The sequence below is a fragment of the Kocuria sp. KSNUG genome (assembly GCF_049532735.1).
Taxonomy (GTDB): domain Bacteria; phylum Actinomycetota; class Actinomycetes; order Actinomycetales; family Micrococcaceae; genus Kocuria; species Kocuria rhizophila.
Window position 1 is genome coordinate 127,189 of record NZ_CP150981.1, and the last position, 26,146, is coordinate 153,334.

A 26,146-nucleotide genomic window follows, 5' to 3' on the forward strand; every position below is an offset into this window, starting at 1 on the left:
CACCCCCGGATCCGCCCGCGGACACCCTCGGGGGCTCCCGTAGAATCATGCACCGTGACCACTGACCTTTCCTCATCATTCAAGGCCTACGACGTCCGCGGGATCGTGGGCGAGAGCATCACCGCCGAGAGCGTGCGGGCCACCGGCGCGGCCTTCGTGGACGTCCTGGACCTCACCGGCTCCTCCGTGGTGGTGGGCGGGGACATGCGCCCCTCCTCCCCGGAGTTCATCGAGGCCTTCGCGGACGGCGCCACGCGGCGCGGCGCGGACGTCACGGTGATCGGCAGCATCTCCACGGACGAGCTGTACTTCGCGTGCGGCACCCTGGACTGCGCGGGCGCCACCTTCACCGCGAGCCACAACCCGGCGCAGTACAACGGCATCAAGATGTCGAAGGCGGGGGCTGTGCCCGTGTCCTCGGACACCGGCCTGTACGAGATCCGGGACACCGCGCAGCGCTACCTGGACTCCGGGGAGATCCCCGCGGCGGATCACCGCGGCCAGGTGACGCGCCGGGACGTGCTGGGCGACTACGCCCACTACCTGCGCTCGCTGGTGGACCTGAGCGGCATCCGCCCGCTGAAGGTCGTGGTGGACGCCGGCAACGGCATGGCGGGTCTGACCACCCCCGCCGTTCTGGGGGATGCTCTGCTGGAGGCGCTGCCGCTGGAGATCGTGCCCCTGTACTTCGAGCTGGACGGCACGTTCCCCAACCACCCGGCCAACCCGCTGGAGCCCGCCAACCTGGTGGACCTGCAGAAGGCCGTCCGGGAGCACAGTGCCGACATCGGCCTCGCGTTCGACGGGGATGCCGACCGCTGCTTCGTGGTGGACCAGGACGGCGAGCCGGTCTCCCCCTCCGCCGTGGCCGCGATCGTGGCCGAGCGCGAGATCGCCCGGGCCCGTGCCGCGGGCGAGGAGCACCCCGCGGTGATCCACAACCTCATCACCTCGAAGGCCGTGCCCGAGCTGATCGAGGCGAACGGTGGCCGCGCCGTGCGGACCCGCGTGGGCCACTCGTTCATCAAGGCCGTGATGGCCTCCGAGCACGCGGTCTTCGGCGGTGAGCACTCCGCGCACTACTACTTCAAGGACTTCTTCAACGCGGACACCGGGATGCTCGCGGCCATGCACGTCCTGGCGGCCCTGGGCGAGCAGGACGGCACCCTCAGCGACCTCATGGACCGCTACGACCCCTACGTGGCCTCCGGCGAGATCAACTCCGAGATCGAGGACAAGGCCGCCGCCGTGGACCGCGTGCGCGCGCACTTCGCCGCGACCGATCCCGCCGTCACGGTCGAGGACATGGACGGCACCACGTTCACCCACCCCGAGCAGGGCTGGTGGTTCAACCTGCGCCCCTCCAACACCGAGCCCTTCCTGCGGCTCAACGTGGAGGCCCCGGACACCGCCGCCGTGGAGGCCGTCCGGGACACCGTCCTGGGCATCGTGCGCCAGGGCTGAGCACCCCGGGCACCACCTCCGTCTCCCGGCAGGTACGACGACGCCGCGCAGCCCACTGGGCCGCGCGGCGTCGTCCGTGCTGGGGCGTCAGCTGTTCTTCAGGCGCTCCTCCAGGCCGGCGCGCTGCTCGAGGATGACCTCGGGGACGTCGCGCAGACGGGTGAACCACTCGTCGATGCCGGGCAGCTCCGCGAGCCACTCGTCCTTGTCCACGCGCAGAGCGGCGTCCAGCTCCTCGTCGGAGATCTCCAGGCCGGTGAGGTCCAGGTCCTCCTTGCGGGGCAGGATGCCCACGGGGGTCTCCTGGCCTCCCGCAGTGCCCTTGAGGCGCTCCACGATCCACTTGACCACGCGGGAGTTCTCACCGAAGCCGGGCCACGCGAAGCCGCCGTCCGGGGTGCGGCGGAACCAGTTCACGTAGTAGATCCGCGGCATGTTCTCCTCGCCCATGCGGGCGCCGGTGTCCAGCCAGTGCTCCAGGTAGTCGTTCGCGTTGTAGCCGATGAACGGGAGCATTGCCATGGGGTCGCGGCGCACCACACCCACCGCGCCCTTGGCGGCGGCGGTGGTCTCCGAGGACAGCGTGGCGCCCTGGAACACGCCGTGCTCCCAGCCGAAGGACTCGGACACCAGGGGCACCGTGGTCTTGCGGCGGCCGCCGAAGATGATCGCGGACAGCGGCACACCCTCGGGATCGTCGTACTCGGGGGCGAGCATGTCCACCTGCTTGATGGGCGTGCAGAACCGGGAGTTGGGGTGCGCGGCGGGACGCCCGGCGTCCGGGGTCCAGTCGTTGCCCTTCCAGTCCGTGAGGTGCTCGGGGACCTCGTCGGTCATGCCCTCCCACCACACGCCGCCGTCGTCCGTGAGGGCCACGTTGGTGAAGATGGTGTTGCCGCGGGCGATCGCGTGCATGGCGTTCGGGTTGGTGGACCAGCCGGTGCCCGGTGCCACACCGAACAGCCCGGCCTCGGGGTTGACCACGCGCGGGGTGCGGTCCTTGCCGAAACGGATCCAGGCGATGTCGTCACCCACCATCTCGGCCTTCCACCCGGGAACCGTGGGCTCGAGCATGGCGAAGTTGGTCTTGCCGCACGCGGACGGGAAGGCGGCCGCGATGAAGCGGGAGTCACCCTCGGGGTCGGTGACCTTGAGGATGAGCATGTGCTCCGCCAACCAGCCCTCGTCGTGGGCGATCGCGGAGGCGATGCGCAGCGCGTAGCACTTCTTGCCCAGCAGGGCGTTGCCGCCGTAGCCCGAGCCGAAGGACCAGATGGCGCGGTCCTCGGGGAACTGCACGATGTACTTGGCGGGGTTGCAGGGCCAGGGCACGTCCTGCTGACCCGGAGCCAGCGGGGCGCCGAGGGAGTGAACGCACTCCACGAACGGGGCCTTGTCCCGGGACATCTTGTCCAGGACCTCGCTGCCGATCGTGGCCATGATGCGCATGGAGCACACCACGTAGGGCGAGTCGGAGATCTCCACGCCGTACTGGGGCTTCTGAGCATCCAGGGAGCCCATCACGAACGGAATCACGTACATGGTGCGCCCGCGCATGGCACCGGAGAAGCGCTTGTTCAGCGTCTCCTTCATGACCTGCGGGTCCTCCCAGTTGTTGGTGGGTCCCGCTCCCTTCTGGGTCTTGGTGCAGATGAAGGTGCGCTCCTCCACACGCGCCACGTCCTCGGGGTCCGAGAACGCCGCGAAGGAGTTGGGGAACTTCTCCTCGGACAGCCGCACCAGGGTGCCCGCCTCGACCATCTGGTCGGTCAGCTGCGTCCACTCGGCGTCTGAGCCGTCGGCCCAGTGGATGCGGTCGGGCTGCGCCAGCTCCGCGATCTCCCGCACCCAGTCCACCAGCTCGCGGTAGTCCGTGGGGGGATTCTCCAGCGACTGCCGGACCTCCTGGTTGAGTTCCGTGGTCCCGGTGCTTGCTGTGCTGTTGTCAGCCATTGACATGTCTCCTCGTTGAGGCCGTCGTGCGTGCCGCGCCCCCTGGGGGCCTGACCCTTCCGGTCCGAGCGCTCCACGTCGCTGTGGAGCGGCGCCGGGGTCCAGGCTCTCCTGGGTGGCACAGGGGTGTGGGCCGAGTCTATCGCGGGGAGGCCGCGCCCCGTCCCCCATGACGGCGCGGTGTGCCCCGGGCCGTCCGTTCCACGATTTGTCCATGGGGGCCCTCGGGTGTAAGTTGTTACCCGTTGCGCAGCCAGTGGTTGCGGAACAGAGGCGCCCGTAGCTCAACGGATAGAGCATCTGACTACGGATCAGAAGGTTGGGGGTTCGAATCCCTCCGGGCGCACTTCCTCAGAACCCCGCATCCCCGGATGCGGGGTTCTTGCGTTGAACGCCGCCCCCGCGGCACCGGCAGGATCGAGATCCCCCTGACTTCCCCCCGCACCTCCCCCGCCGCACGGTTCGCGGTGGCGGCCTCCGCCCTTGCACTCGCCCTCACCGGGTGCGGCACGCCGGGCACTCCGGCACCGTCTGCGTCCTCCACAGGCTCCGCCACCACACGGAGCCCGACGCCGCCGCCGGCCCCCTCCGCCACGCCCGCCACCTCCGCGAGCCGCACCGCCGCGCCCGGGCCGGGCGCGGCGTCGTCGTCCGCCGGGGAGCACCTCGCCGAGGGACACCCGCGCGATGCCGCGCCCGGCACCGCGCTGGCGGCGCTGGACGATATCCCCGTGAAGGGCCGTGCCCCCAAGACCGGCTACTCCCGGGACGAGTTCGGACCGCGCTGGGCGGACACCGACCACAACGGCTGCGACACCCGCAACGACGTGCTGCGCCGGGACCTCACGGGGATCGACGTGAAGCCCGGGACGCACGGCTGCACGGTCGCGGCCGGTTCCCTGCTGAGCCCGTACACCGGGGTGGCCACGGCCTTCACGGCGGGGCAGGACACCAGCTCCGAGGTGCAGATCGACCACGTGGTCGCGCTCTCCGACGCGTGGCAGAAGGGCGCCCAGCAGCTCGACGCCGCCCGGCGCACCGAGCTCGCCAACGACCCCCTCAACCTGCTGGCCGTGGACGGCCCCAGCAACAACCGCAAGTCGGACGGGGACGCCGCCACCTGGCTGCCGCCTGCCACGGGTGAGCGCTGCGAGTACGTGGCCACGCAGATCGCGGTGAAGAAGAACTACGAGCTGTGGGTCACGGACGCGGAGAAGAACGCGACGGTCCGGGTGCTGGAGGCCTGCCCCGGCCAGCAGCTGCCGCGTGCGCGCCAGTGGCCGGCGCCCGTGGACGAGCCCGTGGACGAGCCCGTCGCGGAGGTTCCTGCCCAGCCCGCGGCCCCCGCGCAGCCGGCACCACCCGCCGCACCGGCACCCGGGGCACCACCCGCCAACGCCCCCTCCGGGGACCTCTACTTCTCCCGGTGCGTGGACGCGCGCGCCGCCGGGATGGCACCCCTGTACGCGGGCTCCCCCGGGTACCGCACCGGTCTGGACGGGGACGGGGACGGGGTGGCCTGCGAGCCCAGGCGCTGACCCGGGACGGCCCGGGTGCCCGGCGATGGTGTCGCGGCGCGGGACCCCCGAAGCGCAGGCCCAGGGGTGCCGCCCGTGGCACAGATCGTCATTCCGCCGCCGGGCCGTGGAGCAACGCGCACAGTGAGCGCGCCGGCCCCCTCACACCCGCGGGGCGTGGAACCGCGTGAGCCGGGCGTCGGCATCGTCGAGCAGGGCCCAGTCCCCGGCAACCTCCAGCACCGCCGTTCCCGCGGTGGGGAACCCCGCGGCGGCGTCCATCATGGCGTCCTGGTCCGAGTCCCGTGAGGCCAGGCGCAGCACGGCGTCCAGGACACCGGGCATGTGCGCGACCACCAGCAGGGTGCGCACGGATTCCGGCACGTGGTTGACCGCGGCGAGCAGCTGCGCGTCCGAACCGTTGTACAGCGAGTCCCACAGCTGCGGGGTGGGGGCCCTCTCCCCGAGCTCGTGGCACACCCACGTGACCGTTTGTCGGGTGCGCAGGGCCGGCGAGACCAGGATCATCTCGGGCGGTGCGTTCTCCGCCAGCCACGCACCCGCCGCCGCGGCCTCCCGCGCTCCGCGGGGCACGAGCGGACGGTCGTGGTCCGGCACGTCCCGCGGGAAGTCGGCTTCCCCGTGGCGCATGATCACCAGCTGCTTGAGGTCGTGGCGCGTCATGCGTGCCAGTCTGTCACGGGCCGCTCACCCCGGCTGGCGACGCCGCCGGGCACCGTTGCGGGCGGCGTCGTGCGCGGCGCGCGGCATGGGCAGTGGCGTCCTGAGTGCGCACAGTGGTTGCACCGGCGGGGCGTGGAGTCTCGGCCGGATGAGCCGGAAGGCCGTCAGATGGAGTACTCGGGGGCGGCCCACACGACCACTTCGGGGTGGTCGTAGAACCGGTAGCCCTGCCCGCGCACGGTGCGCACCGTGTTGGCCAGGCGTCCCAGCTTGGAGCGCAGCCGCCGGACGTGGACGTCGATCGTGCGTTCGGAGGGGATCTCCTCGGCATCCCCCCAGAGGCTGTCGAGCAACTCGGTGCGGCCCACGGTGCGGGTGCCGTTCTCCACCAGGTAGTTGAGCAGCTCGAACTCGCGGTGGGTGAGGTTCAGCAGGTCCCCGTCCAGGAACACCTCGCGGCGGGACAGGTCGATCAGCACGCCCACGCGCTGGTGGTCGATGCGACTGCCGGCACCGCAGGCCGGCAGCGGGGTCAGGGGCTCGATGACCGGGTCCGTGAAGGTGGGGTCCCCCAGTGCGCTGCGCACGACCTCCAAGTCCGTGCCCTCGGCGTTCACCGGGGCGAGGGCCACGGCCGCGTAGGAGTCGGACTCGGGAACCGTGGAGCGGATGTGCTGGCGGATCTCCTGCACCAGCTGGACCAGGTTGATGCCGCGGTCCGCCGCGGCCTGCTCGTCCACGCCCACGTAGAGCACGAAGCCCCGGGCCTCCGTGGGCTGCTGCTCGAGCACCGCCTGCGCCTCGGGGCGGGCCTGGGGCGCGAAGTCCGCGGCCACGGAGCGCAGGTGCCGGTGGTCCTCCGACCCGATCGGGGCGCGATGGGTTCCACGAGTGCGCGCGGCGGGCTGGGCGCCGGGCACACGGTGCCGCTGCGAGATGTGGACGTAACCCGGTGCGCCTGACATTCCAACCCCTGCCTCGTTGAGCCCCGTTCCCGTGAATTCACTGGAAAACGGCGTTATCGTCCATGTTCGGCGACACACGACTCCACTGGCAAGTAATATACGCGCGATTTTCTCGCATCGTGAGATGGGACACGCCCCCGGTTACTCCCAGTGGAAAACTGCTTGCTTTTCCCGCCCGGATGGGGTCGGACGTCCCGCGAGTGGAGAACTGGGTGGGCTCAGTCCACCACGCCGTACAGCCGGTCCCCGGCGTCCCCCAGGCCCGGGACAATGTACGCGTTCTCGTCCAGCCGCTCGTCCACGGACGCGAGAACCACGTTGACCTGGCTGTCCCCGAGCTCGCGCTCCAGACGCTCCAGCCCCTCGGGCGCGGCCAGCAGGCACACGCACGTGATCTCCTCCGCGCCGCGGCGGTAGAGGAACTTGATGGCCTCGCTCAGGGTGCCACCCGTGGCGAGCATGGGGTCCAGCACGTACACCTGGCGGCCCGTGAGGTCGTCCGGCAGCCGCTCGGCGTAGGTGATGATGTCCAGGGTGGTGTCGTCCCGGGCCATGCCCAGGAAGCCGACCTCGGCCGTGGGGACCAGGCGGGTCATGCCCTCGAGCATCCCCAGGCCCGCGCGCAGGATCGGCACCACCAGCGGACGCGGCCGGCTCAGAGCGGTGCCCTGCGTCTCGGCCACCGGGGTCTGGATGGTCTTCGGCTCCACGCGCACCTCGCGGGTGGCCTCGTAGGCCAGCAGCGTGACCAGCTCCTCCACCAGCTGGCGGAACACGGGGGAGGACGTGTCCTTCTCACGCAACACGCTCAGCTTGTGGGCGACCAACGGGTGATCCAAGACGGTGACTCGCATACCCAGAATCTAGCAGTCGCGCCCAGCGGACGGGGTTGCGGCGGTCCGGGGCCACTCCGAGCACCTGAACGACGCCGCGGCGCCCCTCCCGTCGCGCCGCACCGGGACACCTGCCGCGGTGCCGGCCCGAGTCGTCGACCGGAGGTGGCGGCCGGAGGCGCTGGCCCGGGGGTTCACCGGACACCACCGGCGCCGTGGACCCCGCCGGCGGGGCGTCACGATGTCGTCACGGGCCCACCCTCCTCCGCCGGTGCCGGGAGGCCGTGCTCTATTCTCGGGGGGAACACAGTGTGACTTCACAGACATCCCGTGCACGGCAACCCTCGGAAGGGGCACCACACATGGCGGCTCCCGTTCTCGAAACGGAGAACCTGGTCAAGATCTACGGCAGGGGCGACACCAGGTTCGACGCCCTCAAGGGCATCAACCTGGAGATCGGCAAGGGCGAGTCGGTGGCCGTGGTGGGCAAGTCCGGTTCGGGCAAGTCCACCCTCATGCACCTGCTGGCCCTGCTGGACGGCCCCACGCACGGCGTGGTGGCGCTGGAGGGCAGGCCCACGGGCGATCTCAGCGCCAAGGAGCTCAACGAGCTGCGCAACTCCGCGTTCGGCTTCGTGTTCCAGCAGTTCTTCCTGACCCCCAACCAGAGCGTGCTGGAGAACGTCACGCTGCCGCTGAAGATCGCCGGTGTCCCGGCATCCGAGCGCAAGCGCCGGGGACTGGAGGCGCTCGAGCAGCTGGAGATGGCGGACAAGGCGGACAACAAGGCCACCGATCTCTCCGGCGGCCAGAAGCAGCGCGTGGTGATCGCGCGCGCTCTGATCAACAACCCGTCCGTGATCTTCGCGGACGAGCCCACGGGCAACCTGGACTCCGCCACCTCCAAGGTGGTGGAGGACATCCTCTTCGGTCTCAACCGGGACCAGGGCATCACCCTGGTGGTCGTCACGCACGACGAGGACCTCGCCCAGCGCTGCTCGCGTCAGATCTACCTGGTGGACGGTGAGGTGGTGCCGAACCCCGGCAAGAACACGAGCGGCGTCGCCGAGCAGGACCGGGCGCAGGAGCACCCCTGGGCCCAGCAGCCCGCCGGGGTCCAGCAGGTCACGGAGCCCGCGACCGGCGCGATCGTGACCCTCACCGAGGACGACGCCGCCGAGATCGCCCGCGCCGCGCAGGAACCGTCGCGCCCCGGCAGGCACGCGGCCCCCACCAGCACCACCGACCAGCCAGGAGCCACCGCGTGAAATTCATCGATCTGCTGCGCACGGCGATCGGCAACACCTTCCGGTCCAAGGCGCGCACCGTCCTGACCGTGATCGCGATCTTCATCGGCTCGTTCACGCTCACCCTGACCTCGGGGATCGGCACCGGCGTCAACGACTACATCGACAAGACCGTGGCCGCGTTCGGCAACGAGAACGCCCTGTTCGTCCAGAAGGTCTCCGAGCAGTCCACCCCCGGCTCGAACGAGGAGGACGGACCCACCGAGTACAACCCCGACGAGGCCGACGTGCGGCTGGGCTTCGGCTCCGTCAGCGGGCTCACGGATTCGGACATCGACAAGATCGAGAAGATCGACGGCGTGGGTTCCGTGGACCCCATGTACCTGGTCACCCCCAAGTACCTGGAGTCCGCCGACGGCAAGAAGTTCAAGCTGAGCCTGGGCTCGCCCCCCGAGGCGGACGGGCTGCAGCTGGAGTCCGGTGAGGTTCCCGAGCGCGCCAAGGACGAGATCCTGCTCCCGGCCTCCTGGGTGGAGCCGCTGGGCCTGGGATCGAACCAGGACGCCGTGGGCAAGACCGTGAAGATCGCCATCGGCAACGCCGTGGACCAGGACAAGACGTTCACGGCGAAGGTCTCGGGCGTGTCCCAGGCATCCCTGGCCGGCTCCTCCGACAACCCCATCCCCTCTGCGGGCCTGAACAAGAAGCTGTACGACTACCAGGCCTCGGGCAGCCCGCGGAAGGTGCCGAACTCCTACTTCACCGCCACGGCCACCGTGGACGACATGTCCAAGGTGGGCTCCATCAAGTCCGCGCTCGCCGACGAGCAGATGCGGGGTCAGACCGTGGAGGACCAGCTGGGCATGTTCCGCGCGGTCATCAACGGCATCGTGTGGATCCTCAACTCCTTCGCGATCATCGCGCTGCTCGCCGCCGGCTTCGGCATCGTGAACACCCTGCTGATGTCCGTGCAGGAGCGCACCCGGGAGATCGGGCTCATGAAGGCGCTGGGCATGAGCGGCGGCAAGATCTTCGGGCTGTTCTCCCTGGAGGCGGTCTTCATCGGCTTCCTGGGTTCCGCCATCGGGGCGGCCGTGGCCGTGGCCGCCGGAAGCATCCTCAGCGGGGTGCTGTCCAACGGGTTGCTGTCCTCGCTGCCCGGACTGAGCCTGTTCCTGTTCAACCCCGTGAACATTGCCCTGATCATCCTCTCGGTCATGTTCATCGCCTTCCTGGCCGGCACCATCCCCGCCGTGCGGGCCGCCCGCCAGGATCCCATCACCGCCCTGCGCTACGAGTGACCCCCCACACCTGCACCACCACTCGCACCACCCGATGAAAGGACGGCAGTCATGAGCACCACTCCGAACGAACCGCAGAACCCGCAGTCCGGCGCCCTCGGACAGCCCGGCCCGGGACAGTCCGGCCAGCCCATGCCCTACGGCCAGGGCGCGGTCAACGGCGCACCGCAGGGTGGCCCCAACGGCCAGCCCTCCGATCAGCAGTACGGTCAGGCCGGCGGGAAGTACGGCACCGCGGAGTACAACCCCGGCCAGTACACCGGCACGATGGAGCGCCCCTCCACCGTGGACCGGTTGCTGAAGCTGACCCTGATCTCCCTGGGCATCTACGTGCTCAACGGCATCGTGGGTCTGATCGCCTCGGCGAACGTCGACTACCTGCAGTACTTCAAAGACAAGGGCCTGAGCACGGAGATGGCCACCAAGGCGGCTGACCAGGCCGCTGGTGTCGGAGGCACCGCAGGCACAGTGGTGGGTCTCGTCGTCACCGCGGCCCTCTACCTGCTGGTCTACACGTTCCTGAAGAAGGGCAAGAACTGGGCCCGCATCCTGGGCACGGTGTTCGCGGCCATCGCGATCCTCTCGTCCCTGTTCAGCGTGTTCGGTCTGGGCATCTACCCCGCGCCGTGGAACATCATCATCATCGTGCTGGTCGTCGCCAAGCTGATCGTGGACATCCTCTGGATCGTCACCGCGTACAAGGCGCCCACCTCGGCCTGGTTCAACCAGAACCGGGTCCAGCGCTGACCCTGATGTCTCTTCCGCACACCGCCAGGTCCATCCAGCTCGCGGGCTGGATGGACCTGGCGCTTTCCGAGGCGGCACTCACGGCGGGGTCCGGGGACGTGCCCATCGGCGCCGTCGTCCTGGACGCGGACGGCCGGGTCATCGGCACCGGCCGCAACCGTCGCGAGGAGTGCGGCGATCCCACCGCGCACGCGGAAGTGCTGGCCCTGCGCGAGGCGGCCGCACAGCGCGGTGAGTGGCGCTTGGAGGGATGCACCCTCGTCGTCACTCTGGAGCCGTGCGCCATGTGCGCCGGGGCCATCGTGCTGGCGCGCGTGCCCACCGTGGTGTTCGGCGCGTGGGACCCGAAGGCCGGGGCGTGCGGCTCGGTGTTCGACATCGTGCGGGACCCCCGCCTCAACCACTGGGTGGAGGTCACCGGGGGCGTCCGGGAGAGCGAGTGCGCCGCCCTGCTGCGCGAGTTCTTCCGCACCCACCGCTGAGCGCCGCTGACCGCTCCGCGGCACGACGCCGCCCCCGCGCGGCCTCGCCCCCGACCCTCCGGCGCCCCGGCATTCCGTAGCCAGCCCGCGCCAGCTCCCACCGCACCGGCCGATCCCCGCCTCACAGCCAGGCACCCCGACGCCGCCGCGGACCGTGCCAGCACACGGCTCCGGTTTGGAGGGGTTGCGTCCCGGCCTGTAAAGTGCTGGGAGCTGGTGACGTGTCCGAGCGGCCGAAGGTGCATCACTCGAAATGATGTTTGGTGTCAAAGCCAACGTGGGTTCAAATCCCACCGTCACCGCCACTGTCCCGATCAGGGACTTCGAGAACACCCCGAACCTCAGGTTCGGGGTGTTCTTCGTTGCAGGGGTGCGCCACGCCGCAGCGCCTCCAGGAAGCCCGAAGGATGAAAAGGGCCCGCAGGGATTGCCAGCCTGCTTATCAATCGGATAGAACTTGGGCATGGGCCGCTCCGGGATCGTGAGATTCCTCCACACAGCAGCCGGCATCCTGAGCTACCCCCAGGATCCGCGCTCTTTCGCACAACTCTTCGGCGCACTCTCGAGCGCCCACTACACGCGCGGGCGGATCACCCGCATCCACCGGGAGACGCCCGACACCGTGACCGCCTTCTTCACCGCCGGCGACGGCTGGATCCCGCACCGCGCGGGCCAGTGGGCGCGGATCGGCGTGGAGGTGGACGGGAAGCGGATCTGGCGCCCCTACTCCCTCAGCGCTCCCGAGCACGGCGACCCCTCGATCACCGTCAGGGCCCAGGGCACCGTGTCCGAGCACCTCGTCCACCGGGCCGCTCCCGGGGATGTGCTGTACCTGGAGCGCCCGGAGGGTCAGTTCATCCTCCCGGAGATGCCCACGGAGCTGCTCTTCATGGTGGCCGGTTCCGGCATCACCCCGGTGATGTCCATGCTGCGGACCCTCATGCCTCGCAGACCGGATCACGACGTGGTCCTGGTCTACGTGGCCAGGAACCGGGAGTCGTGCATCTTCCACGACGAGATCCTGGAGCTCGCCGACCAGTTCCCCGGCCTCCGCCCGGTCCTCTGGTTCACCGAGGAGCGCGGCAGGCTCGACGCCGCGGACCCGGGTGAGGTGGGCGCGCTGTGCCCCGACCACCGGGCGCGCGCGACGTACGCGTGCGGCCCAGACTCCTTCGTCACGGCCGTGGAGGCACTGGGGGAGGTTTCCGGCCACGCCCCCGTGGTGGAGAGGTTCGATGTGGCGCGCGCAGCCACCGGCGGGCGCCCGGGAGAGATCCGTCTCCAGCGCAGCGGCCTCACCGTGGCGGTGGGTGAGCGCGACACCATCCTGGAGGCCGCCGAACGCGCCGAGCACCCCTTGCCCCACGGCTGCCGGATGGGCATCTGCCACAGCTGCCTGATTCCCATGACGGACGGAGCGGTCACCAACATCCGCACCGGTGAGCTCCACCGGGAACCCGGGCCCATCCAGACCTGCGTGACGAGGCCCTCCCCCTACGCCGCATTCGACGCCTGACACCCGCCACTCTCCCCTCTCCGCCGGTACCGATCCCTCCGGCCTGCACCCCTTGAACAAAGGAACCCCCATGACGCTCACCTCAGCCACCCCCACCCCGGACACCAGAACAGCGCCGCGTCCACCGGGTGATCCCGGCTCTTCAACTTTGAGCGTGGTGGGGCCCTGAAGTAGGGCTCGCGGCCCTACGCCAGCATGGGTGTTGTCTAGACATCTCATGAGCGAGGACCGCGAGCGTGCACAAGCCTACGTTCGACGTCGATGCGGCGTCGATCCTGTTCAACCTGTCCGGTTACCGAGTCGTCTCGGCCACCCCTGGCGTCGGCGTTGAGCAACCGCGGCAGGTGCTGATCGAGACGACCACGAGCGAGGGCGTCTGCCCCTCCTGCGGGGTGCTGTCCTCGCGGATCCAGGCAAGACCTACCCAGCGCGTGAAGGACGTGCCGTGCGGGGGTGAGCGGCTCGACGTGCTCGTGCGCAAGCGCCGCTACGCCTGCCGTGAGTCGTTGTGCCCGCGGCGGTCGTTCACCGAGGAGACCGAGCAGCTGCCCGCGCGGGCGAGGGTCACGACCCGGCTGACCGAGCAGGTGATATCCGCCTGCCGGGCCGAGCCGCGGGCGGTGTCCCGGGTCGCGCACGAGGCGCACCTGTCCTGGCCCACGGTGATGCGGATGCTCACCACCACCCTGGACCTGGACACCGGCGTGGACCGCCGGCACGTGCGGCACCTGGGGATCGATGAGCACCGGTTCCGCACCGTGCGCTACCTGCGCGACCCGGACACCCACGCGGTGAAGCGGGTCGAGCCGTGGTCCATCGTGTTCACCGACCTGGACGACGGCGCGATCCTGGACGTCGTCGACGGCCGCCGCGGCAAGGTCGTCACCTCCTGGCTCGCGGCGCGGCCGCGGTGGTGGCGCCGGCGGGTGCAGGTCGTCGCCCTGGACATGTCGAGTGAGTTCCGGGCCGCGGTCCGCAAGGCACTACCGCGGGCGAAGGTCAGCGTGGACCACTGGCACGTGGTGCGGCTGGCCAACGAGATGGTCACCAAGGTGAGGAGGCGCCGGGTGTGGGAGCTGCACGAGCGCCGAGGGCGGGCGACCGACACCCCGTGGAAGTACCGCAAGCTGCTCACCTGCGCCGGTGACCGGCTCACCGTCCGGCAGCGCACCAAGCTGCAGCAGATCCTGGCCGAGGACGTCGAGCTGGCCGTCGCGTGGGGCATCAAGGAACACGTCCGCCAGGTCCTCACCGCCACCGACACGCCCTCCTTCCAGCGGCACTGGGCCCGCCTTGAGAGCGCCGTGCGAGCCACCCACCTGCCCGAGCCGGCCGCGCTGTTCCGGACCCTGCTGGCCTGGCGTCGTGAGCTGCTCACCTTCTGCCGAACCAGGGTCACGAACGCTCGCACCGAGGCGGCGAACCTGACCGCCAAGACGATCAAGAGGGTCGGGCGCGGGTACCGCAACCATCGGAACTACAGATGCCGCATCATTGGCTATGCGCCCCGACCGATCGCGGCGTGAACACCCAGCACCACGCTCAAAGTTGAAGAGCCGTGATCCCCTGAATCTCACGCGGGCGGAACTCGACGACCTCGCGGCACAGCTCGACGCCGTGCGGGAGGACATCTTCTCCCAGCGCGGGCAGTCGGACGCGCGATACATCCGCCGTGTGGTGGCCCTGCAGCGCGGCCTGGAGCTGACGGGGCGCGCGTGCATGATCTTCTCCCGGCACAAGCCCCTGTGGTGGAGCGGCGTGGGCTGCCTGAGCGTGGGCAAGATCCTGGAGAACATGGAGATCGGGCACAACGTCCTGCACGGTCAGTGGGACTGGATGAACGACAAGGAGATCCACTCCACCACGTGGGAGTGGGACTTCGTGGCACCGTCCGTCGGCTGGCAGCGCACCCACAACGATCTCCACCACACCTGGACCAACGTGCTCGGCAAGGACCGGGACGTGGGGTACAACGTGCTGCGCATGGACCCGGACCAGCCGTGGCGGCCGGTGAACCTGCTCAATCCCGTGATCAACCTCCTCCTGGCCCCGGCTTTCGAGTGGGGGATCGCCATCTACGACGTGGAGCTGGACCAGTTCCGCGCCGGGACCAAGTCCGGCCGAGCCACCTGGGAGGACTTCAAGCGCGTGATGAAGAAGCTCGGGCGGCAGTCCGCGAAGGACTTCGTGGTCTCGCCCCTGCTGGCGTCCCTCACCGGGTCGGGGAAGGCGTCGATCAAGGGCTTCCTGGCGGCGAACGTGATCCGCAACATCTGGGCGCACGCGGTGATCTTCTGCGGCCACTTCCCGGACGGTGCAGAGACCTTCACGGAGGACGAGGTGGAGAACGAGTCGCGGGGGCACTGGTACCGGCGGCAGGCCATGGGATCCGCGAACATCGACGGCTCCCGCCTCATGCACTTCATGAGCGGCAACCTCTCCTTCCAGATCGAGCACCACCTGTTCCCGGACATGCCCTCCAACCGGCTGGCCCAGATCGCACCGCGCGTGCGGGAGATCTGCCAGCAGTACGGGATCCGCTACACCTCCGGTCCGCTGCCCCGCCAGGTGTTCCAGGCGTGGCGCAAGGTGTTCCGGCTCGCCCTGCCCTGATCCCGCCCGGTGTCCGTGGCAGGAGCTCGGCTCACCGAGAACTCCCGCGGGACAGGCGCGAGCTCGCACTACGCGCCGGTAGGCGTTCACACGGCCCTCCCCCTAGGGTGTAATCCGGCACACACTTTGGCCGTGGATGGGGGTGTCCCCTGGGATGCGCCGCGCGCCCACGGCCCGGACAGGAAGAGGATCAGCGCATGAGCGACGAGCAGCCCGTGGGCCACCTGGGCGTGAACGGCGAGGACACCCCGGACGCCCACTACATCCGCACCGGTGAGCACAGTTTCCGCACCACCGTGTTCACCCAGGGTGCATGGAGCCCCCAGGAGCAGCACATGGCGGCGTCCTCCGGGCTGCTGGTGCACGAGATCGAGCGCAACCACCCGCGCGAGGACATGATCCCGGTGCGCTTCTCGTTCGACATCCTGGGGTTCATCGCCGGCGGCGAGATCGAGGTGCACACCCGCGTGCTGCGCCCGGGCAAGACCATCGAGCTGGTGGAGGCCACCATGAGCAGCGGCGGGCGGGACTGCATCCGGCTGAGCATGTGGCGGCTGAAGACCTCGGACACCCAGGACGTGGCGGGCGGGGAGATCGAGCCGCTCACGCCGCTGGAGCAGTGCGAGGAGCTGAACATGTACGAGCAGTGGGGCGGCGGCTACATCGGCTCCCTCGAGGCCCGCGTGGCGCGCATGCCCCGCCCGGGCAGCGGCGCGGGCTGGCTGCGGATCAGCAAGGCCGTGGTGGAGGGCGAGGAGTCCTCCCCCACCGCCCAGTTCATCAGCGCGGTGGACGCCGCCAACGGCCTGGCGCCCCGCGTGGAGATCGGCCCGTGGGCGTTCCCCAACGTGGACCTCACCATCCACATGTTCCGCGCCCCGGTCTCCGCGTGGGTGGGCCTGGACACCAACGTGGAGTTCGGCGGGGACGGCGTGGGCCTGACCCACTCGGAGCTCTTCGACGAGCAGGGCCCGATCGGCCGGGTGGCCCAGGCGCTGACCGTCCGCCGCATGGGCTGAAGCCCCGCTGCGCGAACGACGCCGCCCGCCCCGGCGGGAGCGGGCCGGTTCGGCAGTGCGGTCCAGGCCCCTGGCTGGCGCCCCCGGTGCGATGCACCCCCCCGGCCGCGCCCCGAGCACCCCGGGCGGCACGGGTGGCACGGGCGGCACGGGACCCGCGTGCGGAAGCCGGCCGGGCGGCGTCGTGCGATGACGCGGGGTTTGACGGGCGCTCGTAGAATGGCGGCTGGTTCCCAGAACAATTCGGCCGGGGCGAGTGCCCCAGGAGGTCCAGGCGAGTGAGCAGCATCCAGATCAACGTGACCGACCGCGACGGTGTGCGCACCGAGGGTGTGGAGTGGAAGGACTTCGAGTCCCTCATGGAGTGCCTCACCCGCAACAAGTTCCCCATCCTGGCCACGTGCGGCGGCAACGCCTCGTGCTCCACGTGCCACTCGTACCTTGACCAGGAGACGTTCGTGAAGACGGGCGGCACCAACGAGGAGGAGGAAGACCTCCTGGAGATGCTGGACGACACCCGTCACGACAACTCCCGCCTGACCTGCCAGGTGGAGTGGTCCGAGGACCTGGACGGCGCGGAGATCGAGATCGCCCCGGAGTGGTGAGCGCCCACCGCTGAGACGAGCACGGCCACGCGCGGAGGAAGAGAGAGCAGCATGACGGTCCTGCGGGACGATCTGACCACGCGCGCGGCGTACGTCTCGGACGCCTCGATCTACCGCAGGCTCCCCGCCGCGGTGGCCGAGCCGAGCTCGGTCGCGGAGATCCGCGAGCTGCTCGCCACCGCGCGGGAGAACGGCTGGTCCGTGGTCCCCCGCGGCGGCGGCACGTCCGTGGCGGGCAACGCGATCGGCGAGGGCCTGGTGATCGACACCTCCCGCCACTTCCGCCGCATCCTGGAGATCGACCCGCAGGCCTGCACGGCGCGGATCGAGCCCGGGGTCATCTGCGACCAGCTGCGGGAGGCCGCCTCCGAGTTCGGCCTCACCTACGGCCCGGACCCCTCCACCCACTCGCGCTGCACGGTGGGCGGCATGGTGGCCAACAACGCGTGCGGCTCCCACTCGGTTGCGTGGGGCACGAGTGCGGAGAACCTGGTCTCGGTCACGGTCATGCTGGCCGACGGCCGCCTGGTCACCCTGGACGCGGGCGGCACCTCCGAGCCCGCCCTGACCTCGCAGCTGGAGCGGCTGCGCAACGACCACCTGGCCATGCTGCGCACCGAGCTGGGCCAGTTCCCGCGCCAGGTCTCCGGCTACGGGCTGCACTACCTGCTGGGCGAGAACGGCTTCGACACCGCCAAGGCCTTCGCGGGCACCGAGGGCACGTGCGGGATCATCACGGAGCTCACGGTCAAGCTCGTGGCCAAGCCCGCGCACACCGCGCTGGCGGTCCTCGGGTTCCAGGACGCGATCGACGCCGCGAGCGCCGCACCCGCGCTCCGGGTCTCCGGCGTCACCACCATCGAGGGCATGGGCTCGGACCTGCTGGCCGCCCTGCGCACCCGCCCCGGCCAGGAGCAGGCCGGTTCCGAGCTCCCGCGCGGGGGCGGCTGGCTGTACTGCGAGGTCGCCGGGGACACCCCCGAGCAGGCGTACGACGCCGCCCGGAGACTCCCCGCGCTGGTCGAGGAGACAGTGGTGGACTCGGTGGTGGTCGGCGACCCTGCGCAGGCCCGGGCCCTGTGGCACATCCGTGAGGCCGGAGCGGGCATCGTGACCCGCCTGCCGGACGGCGGCGAGGCGTGGCCCGGGTGGGAGGACTCCGCGGTGCCTCCGGCCCGGCTGGGCGAGTACCTGCGGGACCTCTACGCCCTGCTGGAGGAGATGGATCTGCGCGGCATCCCGTTCGGCCACTTCGGCGAAGGCTGCGTGCACATCCGCATCTCCTTCGACTTCAACTCCGAGCACGGGGTGGCGCAGTACCGGGAGTTCATCGAGCGGGCCGCCGAGCTGGTGCACCGCTACGGGGGCTCGGTATCCGGCGAGCACGGGGACGGCCGCGCCCGTTCCGAGATGCTGAGCACCATCTACACACCGGAGGCGCTGGCCGCGTTCGCGCGCTTCAAGCGGATCTTCGACCCCGAGGGCGTGTTCAACCCGGGCGTGCTGGTGGATCCGGAGCCGCTGGACCGTGGCATCCGCCCCGGACCGGGTGCGCGCACGTTCGAGCTCACCCCGGTGCACGCCTTCTCCCACGACAACGGCTCGTTCGGCCAGGCCGTGAACCGCTGCGTGGGGGTGGGAGCGTGCCGCTCGGACTCCGGGGCCATGTGCCCCTCCTTCCACGCCACCGGGGACGAGGTGCACTCCACGCGAGGCCGCATGCGCTCACTCGCGGAGATGCTGCGCGGCGAGCACCTCACGGACGGCTGGAAGTCCAAGGAGACCTACGAGGCCCTGGACCTGTGCCTGTCCTGCAAGGCGTGCGCCACCGAGTGCCCCGTGAACGTGGACATGGCCACCTACAAGGCCGAGTTCCTGCACCACCACTTCCGGCAGGGCCTCCGCTCGTTCATCGGCCGGGACCGCCGGCCCATGGCGCACCTCACCATGGGGTGGATGCCGTGGCTCATGCGGATCGCGGCCCGCGTGCCCGGCTCCCTGCGCGCGGTCAACGTCCTGGAACGCATCCCGGCCGTAGAGGCACTCACCAAGAAGCTCGGCGGCATCGAACCGCGCCGCGACATGATCCGCTTCAACGACACCCCGTTCACCGCGTGGTTCCGCGCGCGCTCCCAGCACGCGGGCCACGTTGCCGGGAACGACGCCGCCGGTGCGGCTCCGCGCGGAGGCGGCCGTGCGGCGTCGTCGGTCCGCAGTGCCCAAGCGACTGGGATGGCGGGGGCCGATCCCGCCGGGCGCCCGTCCGTGGTGCTGTGGCCGGACACGTTCACCACCTACTCAGCGGACGGACCCGGCAAGGCCGCCGTGGAGGTCCTGGAGGCCATGGGCTACCGCGTGCTGATGCCCATGGGGGACGTGTGCTGCGGGCTCACGTGGCACTCCACGGGTCAGCTGGACATGACCCGGAAGGTGCTGCGCCAGACCCTGGACGTGATGGCACCGCTGCTGGAGGCCGGGTACCCGGTGATCGGGCTGGAGCCGTCCTGCACGGTGATGCTCCAGCACGAGATCACCGAGCTGCTGCCCGATGACCCCCGGGCCCACGTGGTGAAGGGCCTCACCCGGACCCTGGGCGAGTTCGCGGCGGCCCACCTGGAGGCCGGCGGGGACTGGCCGTTCGAGCCGCTGGAGACCCGGCAGGGTCCGAGCAGCGCGGTGTGCCAGGTGCACTGCCACGAGAAGGCCATGGGGGACTACTCCCCAGAGCTCACCGTGCTGGAGAAGCTGGGCGTGGACACCTCCGTGGTGGGCGGCGGGTGCTGCGGGCTGGCCGGGAACTGGGGCTTCGAGCCGGGGCACTACGAGATCTCGCGGACACTCGGCGAGCGCAACCTCTTCCCCGCGATCCGGGCCGCGGAACCCGGGGCGATCGTGCTGGCGGACGGTTTCTCGTGCCGCACGCAGATCGCCCAGGGCACGCAGGCCGACGCGGTGCACCTCGCAGAGGTGATGTGTGCCGCATTGCCGACGAAACGTAGGACACTGTCACCATGACGACCTCATCGCCCGACCCCCGGGGCACCCACAGGCACTCCCGTCCGCTGCTCGCCGCCACTGCCCTGACCGCCCTGCTGGCGCTGTCCGCGTGCGGTTCCTCCGGCGATGAACCGTCCTCCGGCGACGCGAGCTCCGCGAGCTCGAGCACGTCGGCGAGCCCGTCCGCGTCCCCGAGCCCGACCACGTCCCCGAGCGCGACGAACGGTTCCGCATCGGCCACGCCGGCGCCGCCCACCGCCTCGACCGAGACCACCCAGGCCGAGGACGCCTCCAAGCCCCAGCCCACGGAGACCCGCATGGCGTCGGCTCCGGAGGTGGGCATGCCCACCGCGAGCCCCTTCGACAAGGAGAAGGCGGACCAGCAGGCCGCGGGTGCCGTGTGCAACGCGTCGAACCTCAGCGGCACCGCAGCCCCCTCCAACGGTGCGGCCGGGCACACCATCACGACCCTCACCCTGACCAACAAGGGCTCCGCGCCCTGCACCCTCAACGGCTACCCGGGGGTCTCCTTCGTGGACGCGGGCGGAGCCATCGTGGGCGCCCCCGCCTCCCGCACGGAGGCCCCCACGGCGCCGGTCACCCTGCAGCCGGGAGCGTCCACGAGCACCAGCGTGAGCATCACCAATCCCGGCGTGATCGGGCAGGTGTGCAACCCGCACGACGTCACGGGCCTGCGCATCTACCCGCCGGGCAGCCACGAGTCGCTCGTGGTCTCCTACCCGGGTCAGGCCTGTGGCAACCCCAAGGTCTCCCAGCTCCAGGTCAAGGGCTTTGGATCCTGACTCGGTCCTGAACCTCTTCTCCCCCGCGACCGCGCAGTGGTTCGACGCCGCCTTCCACGGGCCCACGGCGGCCCAGCGCGGCGCGTGGGAGGCCATCTCGGCGGGCCACCACGCTCTCGTGGTGGCCCCCACCGGTTCCGGCAAGACCCTCGCGGCGTTCCTGTGGTCCATCGACCGGCTGCTCGCGGTCAAGTCCCCCGCGGGTTCCCCTGACGGGAGCTCACGGGGCGGCACCGCCGCCCCGGGCTCCTCCGGGGACGACGACGCCGCGGCCGCCCCTGCCGAGGACCGCACCTCGGTGCTCTACATCTCCCCGCTCAAGGCCCTGGGCGTGGACGTGGAGCGCAACCTGCGGGCCCCGCTGATCGGGATCACCCAGGCGGTCAGGGCCGCCGGGGGTGAGCCCCCGGGGATCTCCGTGGGGGTCCGCTCGGGGGACACCCCCCAGGCGATCCGCCGCTCCCTGCTGGCCCACCCGCCGGACATCCTCATCACCACCCCCGAGTCCCTGTACCTCATGCTCACGTCCAAGGCACGGGAGACCCTGCGCCACGTGAACACCGTGATCATCGACGAGGTGCACGCGGTGGCCGGGACCAAGCGCGGCGCGCACCTCGCGGTGAGCCTCGAACGCCTGGACGACCTGCTGGAGGAGCCGGCCCAGCGGATCGGGCTCTCCGCCACCGTGGAACCCGTGGACACCGTGGCCGGTTTCCTGGGCGGCTCGCAGCCCGTGGACGTGGTGCGCCCGCCGTCCGAGAAGGACTGGGACCTCACGGTCTCCGTGCCCATCCCGGACATGACCGTGCTGGGCGGGGCGGCGACGTCGCCGTCATCGGACGGCTCCCCGACCCTGGACGGGGACCTGGGCGGGTCCGGGCAGGCCACGGCGTCCATCTGGCCGCACGTGGAGGAGCGGATCGTGGACCTCGTGGAGGCCCACCGCTCCACGATCGTGTTCGCGAACTCCCGCGGGCTCGCGGAGAAGCTCACCGCGCGGCTCAACGAGATCCACGAGTTCCGCATGGAGAACGCCGCGGAGCAGTCCCCGGTCGGCGAGCGCTCCGGGGACCCCGTGGCCGTGGGGGACGCGCTGAACCACCTCTTCGCGGAGAGCGCGCGGCGCGCGGCCGGGGAGGAGGGCGCCGGGCCCGAAGGTCCCAACGGTTTCGCGGTCGAGGGGGACGACACGCCGGGCACCCCCGGTGCACCCTCGGACGGTCCCGGCCGTCACGGGCGAGCCCCCGGCCACGCAGCGCCGTTCGGCGCCCCCGGGGACGGGACTGGCGCGCCCGACGGCCCGGGCGGCGTCGCCCGCCCTGCGACAGGCGACCGGGAGCCCGCCGCGATCCCCCGGCAGAGCAACCGGCACGAGGGGGCTTCCCCGGTGCTCGCGCGCGCCCACCACGGCTCGGTGTCCAAGGACCAGCGCAGCCTGATCGAGGAGGACCTCAAGACCGGGCGGCTGCGGTGCGTGGTGGCCACCTCGTCCCTGGAGCTGGGCATCGACATGGGCCACGTGGACCTGGTGGTCCAGATCGAGTCCCCGCCCTCGGCGGCCTCCGGCCTGCAGCGCGTGGGGCGTGCCGGGCACCAGGTGGGTGAGGTGTCGATCGGGCGGATCTACCCCAAGCACCGCGGGGACGTGCGGGACGCCGCGGTGATCGCGGAGCAGATGCTCGCCGGGAACCTGGAGCCGCTCTCGGTGCCCGCCAATCCCCTGGACATCCTGGCCCAGCAGACGGTCTCCGCGGTGGCCGCGGAGGACGTGGACGTGGAGGCCTGGTACGACACCGTGCGCCGCAGCGCCCCGTTCCGCTCCCTGCCGCGCTCCGCGTACGACGCCGTGCTGGACCTGCTTGCCGGGCGGTACCCCTCGGACGAGTTCGCGCAGCTGCGCCCGCGCCTGGTGTGGGACCGCGAGACGGGAACGCTGCAGGCCCGCCCCGGTGCGCTGCGCCTGGCGACCACGAGCGGCGGCACCATCCCGGACCGCGGTCTGTTCCCCGTGTTCCTGGTGGGCGAGCAGGACTCCAAGTCCCCCAAGCGCGTGGGCGAGCTGGACGAGGAGATGGTCTACGAGTCCCGCGTGGGGGACATCATCGCGCTGGGCGCCTCCAGCTGGCGGATCGAGGAGATCACCCACAACCGGGTGGTCGTGGCCCCGGCGCCGGGTGTTCCGGGCAAGCTGCCGTTCTGGCACGGGGACGGGCTGGGGCGGCCCGTGGAGCTGGGGCGCGCCGTCGGGCGATTCACCCGGGAACTGGCCGGTGCCGCGAACGCTGAGGCCCGCGAGCGCCTGGCGGTGTCCGGGCTGGACGAGTGGGCGCAGGACAACCTGCTGGCGTACCTCGCGGAGCAGCGCGAGGCCACGGAGCACGTGCCGGACGACCGCACGCTCATGGTGGAGCGGTTCCGGGACGAGCTCGGGGACTGGCGCGTGGTGCTGCACAGCCCGTTCGGCACGCCCGTGCACGGCCCGTGGGCGCTGGCCGTCCGGGCCCGGCTGGACGAGCGCTGGGGTCTGGACGCATCCGCCCAGGCCGCGGACGACGGCATCGTGCTGCGTGTGCCCGCCACGGACGAGGAGCCTCCCGGGGCGGAGCTGTTCCTCTTCGAGCCGGAGGAGCTCGAGCAGATCGTCACCGAGGAGGTGGGCGGTTCCGCGCTGTTCGCGTCCCGGTTCCGGGAGAACGCCGCGCGTGCCCTGCTCCTGCCGCGCGCCGATCCCGGCAAGCGCACGCCCCTGTGGCAGCAGCGCCAGCGCTCGGCCCAGCTGCTGGACGTGGCCCGGAAGTACCCGCAGTTCCCCATCATTCTGGAGACGGTGCGCGAGTGCCTCCAGGACGTGTACGACGTCCCCGCCCTGCTCCAGCTGCAGCGGGACCTGGCCGGGCGCAAGCTGCGGGTGGTGGAGACCACCACGGACTCCCCCTCGCCCTTCGCGCGCACCCTGCTGTTCGGGTACGTGGCGCAGTTCCTCTACGAGGGCGACTCGCCCCTGGCCGAGCGCAAGGCCGCAGCACTGTCCCTGGACCCCGCCCTGCTCAACGAGCTGCTGGGCCGCGCCGAGCTGCGCGAACTGCTGGACCCCGAGGTCATCGAGACCACCGTCCTGCAGCTGCAGCGCCTCGCCCCGGACCGCCGCCTGCGCGGGGTGGAGGGCGCGGCGGACCTGCTGCGCCTGCTCGGGCCCATGACCGCCGACGACGCCGCCCTGCGCCTGCGGGGGGACGGTTCCGTTCCGGTGGGGTCGCCGGCCGCAGAGTCCGAATCCGCCGCGGGCAACGGCCCCGGGGTGGGTGCCGCGGAGCCAGACGCCCCGGCCGCCGACGCTGAGGCTTCGGGCGCCGCGTCGTCCGCGGTACCGGAGGCGGCGAGCACCCCCGTGTCCGCCCTGATCGGGGACGAGGGCGGCCCGGGTGACGCGGCGGCGTCGGGCGGTCCTGACGACGAGGAGACGGAGCGGGCCGAGGACCCCGCGTACCGGGCGATCTCCCCCGATGCCGCGCGCGAGCTGCTGGACACCCTCGTGGACACCAACCGCGCGATCGTGCTGCGCGTGGGCGGGCGCGAGGTCTACTGCGCGGTAGAGGACGCCGCACGGATGCGGGACGCCCTCGGGCAGCCCCTGCCCATGGGGGTGCCGCTCGCGTTCCTGGAACCGGTGGCGGATCCCGTGGGGGACCTCGTCTCCCGGTACGCCCGAACGCACGGGCCGTTCAGCGTGGCGGAGGCCGCGCAGGCCCTGAGCCTGGGCCCGGCCGTGGTGGAGTCCGCGCTGCGGTCCCTGGGCAAGCAGCGCCGCGTGAGCGAGGGGGCGTTCCGTCCGAGCGGTGACCCGGCGGCGTCGGACTCGGAGTGGTGCGACATTGAGGTGCTGCGGACCCTGCGGCGTCGTTCGCTGGCGGCCCTGCGCGCGGACGTGGAGCCGGTGGACCCGCAGGCGTACGCCACGTTCCTGCCCGCGTGGCAGCACGCTGTGAAGGGGCACCAGCTGCGGGGGCTGGACGGGGTGCTGACCGTGATCGACCAGCTGGCCGGGGTGCCGATTCCGGCGTCCGCGTGGGAGCCGCTCGTGCTCGCGCAGCGCGTGGTGGACTACCGGCCCGCCATGCTGGACGAGCTCATGGCCACGGGCGAGGTCATCTTCTCCGGCGCCGGGTCCCTGGGCGGCGAGGACGGCTGGGTGGCCTTCCACCTGGCCGAGTCCGCGGAGCTCTCGCTGCCGCCGGTCGCGCAGCTGGACGCCGCCGCGGACGCCCTGGACTCCGCGCTCGAACGGGAGCTGCTCACGGTGCTGCAGGGCGGCGGGGCGTACTTCGCGTGGCAGCTGGTCCAGCCCCTCGCCGAGGCGGGCGTGAGCGTGGACATGGCCCAGCTGCGCACCGCGCTGTGGAACCTGCTGTGGGCGGGGCTCATCACCAATGACACGTATGCGCCGGTGCGCGCGCTGATCTCCGGCGGGCACTCCGCGCACAAGACGCCCAAGCGGCCGGGGCGTTCCCGCTCCGCAGGGCGCCGGGGTGCGGCCCGGCTGCGCGCGGTGGGCCGCGGGCCGGCCGGTTTCGACCCCGCGGGTTCCTCCGGCGACGCCGCCCCGTCCGGCACGCGCGTGGTGCGCGCCTCCGGGGGCGGCGAGGAGCGCACGACGGCCGGGCGGTGGTCCGTGCTGCGCCCCGAGCCTCTGAACCCCACCGTGCGCGCGCAGGCCCAGGCGGAGCTGCTGCTGGACCGCTACGGCATCCTCACGCGCGGGCCCGTGGCGGTGGAGGACGTGCCGGGCGGTTTCTCGACCGTCTACAAGGTGCTGCGCGCCCTGGAGGACGCGGGGCGGGCACGGCGGGGCTACTTCATCGAGGGTCTCGGGGCCGCCCAGTTCACGCAACCGGCAACGGTTGACGTGCTGCGCAGCTTCACGGACGACGACGCCGCCCGCAAGGCCGAGCCCCAGGTCCTCGCCCTGGCGGCCACGGACCCCGCGAACCCGTACGGCGCGGCACTGGACTGGCCGGAGGCGGTGGTGCTGGAGTCCAGCACGAAGCACCGGCCGGGGCGCAAGGCCGGTGCCGTGGTGGTGCTCGTGGACGGCGCGCTGACCCTGTACCTGGAACGCGGTGGGAAGACGGCACTGGCCTTCGTCTCGGACCCCGCACTGCTGCACCTCGCGGCGGAGGCCGTGGCCGGCCTGGTGCAGCGCAAGGCCGTGGACTCCCTGGTGGTGGAGAAGGTCAACGGGGACTCGGTGCTGTCCTCGGAGGAGCTGGTCACCGCCGTGCGGGACGGACTGCTCGCGGGCGGCTTCTACCAGACGCCGAAGGGCGTGCGGATGCGGGCGCCGGTTGGTGGGGGCAGGTGACGACGCCTTGGCGGGGCGCTACTTCCGAAAACTCCACGTAG

Annotated in this window: 18 protein-coding genes and 2 tRNA genes; 16 read left to right on the top strand and 4 right to left on the bottom strand. The window is 71.3% G+C overall.

What is annotated here, in order from left to right; all coding sequences use genetic code 11:
- The first annotated feature begins 54 nt into the window (after window positions 1-54).
- Window positions 55-1,464 carry a phosphomannomutase/phosphoglucomutase gene (locus AABM36_RS00570; protein WP_423446692.1) on the top strand — a complete coding sequence of 470 codons (1,410 nt, stop codon included), beginning with the start codon at window positions 55-57 and terminating at the stop codon, window positions 1,462-1,464.
- An 87-nt stretch (window positions 1,465-1,551) separates the two neighbouring features.
- Here the strand turns inward: AABM36_RS00570 and AABM36_RS00575 are convergent, their stop codons facing one another.
- Complete coding sequence (locus tag AABM36_RS00575; RefSeq protein WP_423446693.1) at window positions 1,552-3,417, bottom strand: phosphoenolpyruvate carboxykinase (GTP); 1,866 nt, start codon at window positions 3,415-3,417, stop codon at window positions 1,552-1,554.
- 273 nt (window positions 3,418-3,690) lie between these two features.
- Here AABM36_RS00575 and AABM36_RS00580 point away from each other — a divergent pair.
- Both AABM36_RS00580 and AABM36_RS00585 read left to right on the top strand, forming a co-directional pair.
- Window positions 3,691-3,763 (top strand) — tRNA-Arg (locus AABM36_RS00580).
- A 25-nt stretch (window positions 3,764-3,788) separates the two neighbouring features.
- A complete protein-coding gene (locus tag AABM36_RS00585; RefSeq protein ID WP_423446694.1) occupies window positions 3,789-4,955 on the top strand; it encodes a GmrSD restriction endonuclease domain-containing protein in 1,167 nt (388 codons plus the stop codon).
- Between the two features lie 141 nt (window positions 4,956-5,096).
- Here AABM36_RS00585 and AABM36_RS00590 read toward each other — a convergent pair whose 3' ends face one another.
- From AABM36_RS00590 to upp, 3 genes are all read right to left on the bottom strand, one after another.
- Window positions 5,097-5,618, bottom strand: coding sequence for a SixA phosphatase family protein (locus AABM36_RS00590; RefSeq protein ID WP_145001358.1), 522 nt, complete (start codon window positions 5,616-5,618; stop codon window positions 5,097-5,099).
- A gap of 164 nt (window positions 5,619-5,782) precedes the next feature.
- On the bottom strand, window positions 5,783-6,583 hold the full coding sequence (locus AABM36_RS00595) for a winged helix-turn-helix domain-containing protein (RefSeq protein ID WP_070636985.1): 801 nt from the start codon (window positions 6,581-6,583) through the stop codon (window positions 5,783-5,785).
- A 218-nt stretch (window positions 6,584-6,801) separates the two neighbouring features.
- A complete protein-coding gene (upp, locus tag AABM36_RS00600; protein WP_019309933.1) occupies window positions 6,802-7,437 on the bottom strand; it encodes a uracil phosphoribosyltransferase in 636 nt (211 codons plus the stop codon).
- Between the two features lie 341 nt (window positions 7,438-7,778).
- On the opposite strand from upp, the gene AABM36_RS00605 reads away from it, so the two are divergent.
- From AABM36_RS00605 to AABM36_RS00665, 13 genes are all read left to right on the top strand, one after another.
- Window positions 7,779-8,684 (top strand): ABC transporter ATP-binding protein, encoded by a 906-nt coding sequence (locus tag AABM36_RS00605; protein ID WP_059281448.1) that lies wholly within the window; start codon window positions 7,779-7,781, stop codon window positions 8,682-8,684.
- On the top strand, window positions 8,681-9,964 hold the full coding sequence (locus AABM36_RS00610) for an ABC transporter permease (protein ID WP_059281447.1): 1,284 nt from the start codon (window positions 8,681-8,683) through the stop codon (window positions 9,962-9,964). Before AABM36_RS00605 ends, AABM36_RS00610 begins: the two co-directional genes overlap by 4 nt.
- Window positions 9,965-10,015: 51 nt before the next feature.
- A complete protein-coding gene (locus AABM36_RS00615) occupies window positions 10,016-10,711 on the top strand; it encodes a hypothetical protein (protein ID WP_059281446.1) in 696 nt (231 codons plus the stop codon).
- Between the two features lie 5 nt (window positions 10,712-10,716).
- On the top strand, window positions 10,717-11,193 hold the full coding sequence (gene tadA, locus AABM36_RS00620; protein WP_059281445.1) for a tRNA adenosine(34) deaminase TadA: 477 nt from the start codon (window positions 10,717-10,719) through the stop codon (window positions 11,191-11,193).
- Window positions 11,194-11,408: 215 nt separating this feature from the next.
- Window positions 11,409-11,498: transfer RNA gene (locus tag AABM36_RS00625), tRNA-Ser, on the top strand.
- Between the two features lie 158 nt (window positions 11,499-11,656).
- Window positions 11,657-12,709 carry a flavin reductase family protein gene (locus tag AABM36_RS00630; protein WP_059281444.1) on the top strand — a complete coding sequence of 351 codons (1,053 nt, stop codon included), beginning with the start codon at window positions 11,657-11,659 and terminating at the stop codon, window positions 12,707-12,709.
- 236 nt (window positions 12,710-12,945) lie between these two features.
- Window positions 12,946-14,235, top strand: coding sequence for an ISL3 family transposase (locus AABM36_RS00635; RefSeq protein WP_019310332.1), 1,290 nt, complete (start codon window positions 12,946-12,948; stop codon window positions 14,233-14,235).
- Window positions 14,210-15,322 carry a fatty acid desaturase family protein gene (locus AABM36_RS00640; RefSeq protein ID WP_423446700.1) on the top strand — a complete coding sequence of 371 codons (1,113 nt, stop codon included), beginning with the start codon at window positions 14,210-14,212 and terminating at the stop codon, window positions 15,320-15,322. The genes AABM36_RS00635 and AABM36_RS00640 overlap by 26 nt, the downstream gene beginning before the upstream one ends.
- Before the next feature lie 197 nt (window positions 15,323-15,519).
- Window positions 15,520-16,341, top strand: a complete 822-nt coding sequence (locus AABM36_RS00645; RefSeq protein ID WP_019309926.1) for a thioesterase family protein — start codon at window positions 15,520-15,522, stop codon at window positions 16,339-16,341.
- A 278-nt stretch (window positions 16,342-16,619) separates the two neighbouring features.
- Window positions 16,620-16,946 carry a 2Fe-2S iron-sulfur cluster-binding protein gene (locus AABM36_RS00650; protein ID WP_019309925.1) on the top strand — a complete coding sequence of 109 codons (327 nt, stop codon included), beginning with the start codon at window positions 16,620-16,622 and terminating at the stop codon, window positions 16,944-16,946.
- 51 nt (window positions 16,947-16,997) lie between these two features.
- Window positions 16,998-19,961, top strand: coding sequence for an FAD-binding and (Fe-S)-binding domain-containing protein (locus AABM36_RS00655; protein ID WP_423446702.1), 2,964 nt, complete (start codon window positions 16,998-17,000; stop codon window positions 19,959-19,961).
- The gene (locus AABM36_RS00660) at window positions 19,958-20,746 is read left to right on the top strand and encodes a DUF4232 domain-containing protein (protein WP_039101655.1); all 789 of its coding nucleotides are present in this window, start codon (window positions 19,958-19,960) and stop codon (window positions 20,744-20,746) included. The genes AABM36_RS00655 and AABM36_RS00660 overlap by 4 nt, the downstream gene beginning before the upstream one ends.
- Entirely contained in the window at window positions 20,736-26,105 is a 5,370-nt protein-coding gene (locus AABM36_RS00665) for an Lhr family ATP-dependent helicase (RefSeq protein WP_423446705.1), read from the top strand. Before AABM36_RS00660 ends, AABM36_RS00665 begins: the two co-directional genes overlap by 11 nt.
- Window positions 26,106-26,146: the final 41 nt, after the last annotated feature.

Coding starts and splice junctions, on each gene's coding strand:
- upp (WP_019309933.1), bottom strand. CDS start 7,437: ATGCGAGTCACCGTCTTGGATCACCCGTTGGTCGCCCACAAGCTGAGC.
- AABM36_RS00575 (WP_423446693.1), bottom strand. CDS start 3,417: ATGGCTGACAACAGCACAGCAAGCACCGGGACCACGGAACTCAACCAG.
- AABM36_RS00630 (WP_059281444.1), top strand. CDS start 11,657: ATGGGCCGCTCCGGGATCGTGAGATTCCTCCACACAGCAGCCGGCATC.
- AABM36_RS00595 (WP_070636985.1), bottom strand. CDS start 6,583: ATGTCAGGCGCACCGGGTTACGTCCACATCTCGCAGCGGCACCGTGTG.
- AABM36_RS00655 (WP_423446702.1), top strand. CDS start 16,998: ATGACGGTCCTGCGGGACGATCTGACCACGCGCGCGGCGTACGTCTCG.
- AABM36_RS00645 (WP_019309926.1), top strand. CDS start 15,520: ATGAGCGACGAGCAGCCCGTGGGCCACCTGGGCGTGAACGGCGAGGAC.
- tadA (WP_059281445.1), top strand. CDS start 10,717: ATGTCTCTTCCGCACACCGCCAGGTCCATCCAGCTCGCGGGCTGGATG.
- AABM36_RS00660 (WP_039101655.1), top strand. CDS start 19,958: ATGACGACCTCATCGCCCGACCCCCGGGGCACCCACAGGCACTCCCGT.
- AABM36_RS00605 (WP_059281448.1), top strand. CDS start 7,779: ATGGCGGCTCCCGTTCTCGAAACGGAGAACCTGGTCAAGATCTACGGC.
- AABM36_RS00615 (WP_059281446.1), top strand. CDS start 10,016: ATGAGCACCACTCCGAACGAACCGCAGAACCCGCAGTCCGGCGCCCTC.
- AABM36_RS00590 (WP_145001358.1), bottom strand. CDS start 5,618: ATGACGCGCCACGACCTCAAGCAGCTGGTGATCATGCGCCACGGGGAA.
- AABM36_RS00585 (WP_423446694.1), top strand. CDS start 3,789: ATGCGGGGTTCTTGCGTTGAACGCCGCCCCCGCGGCACCGGCAGGATC.
- AABM36_RS00640 (WP_423446700.1), top strand. CDS start 14,210: ATGCGCCCCGACCGATCGCGGCGTGAACACCCAGCACCACGCTCAAAG.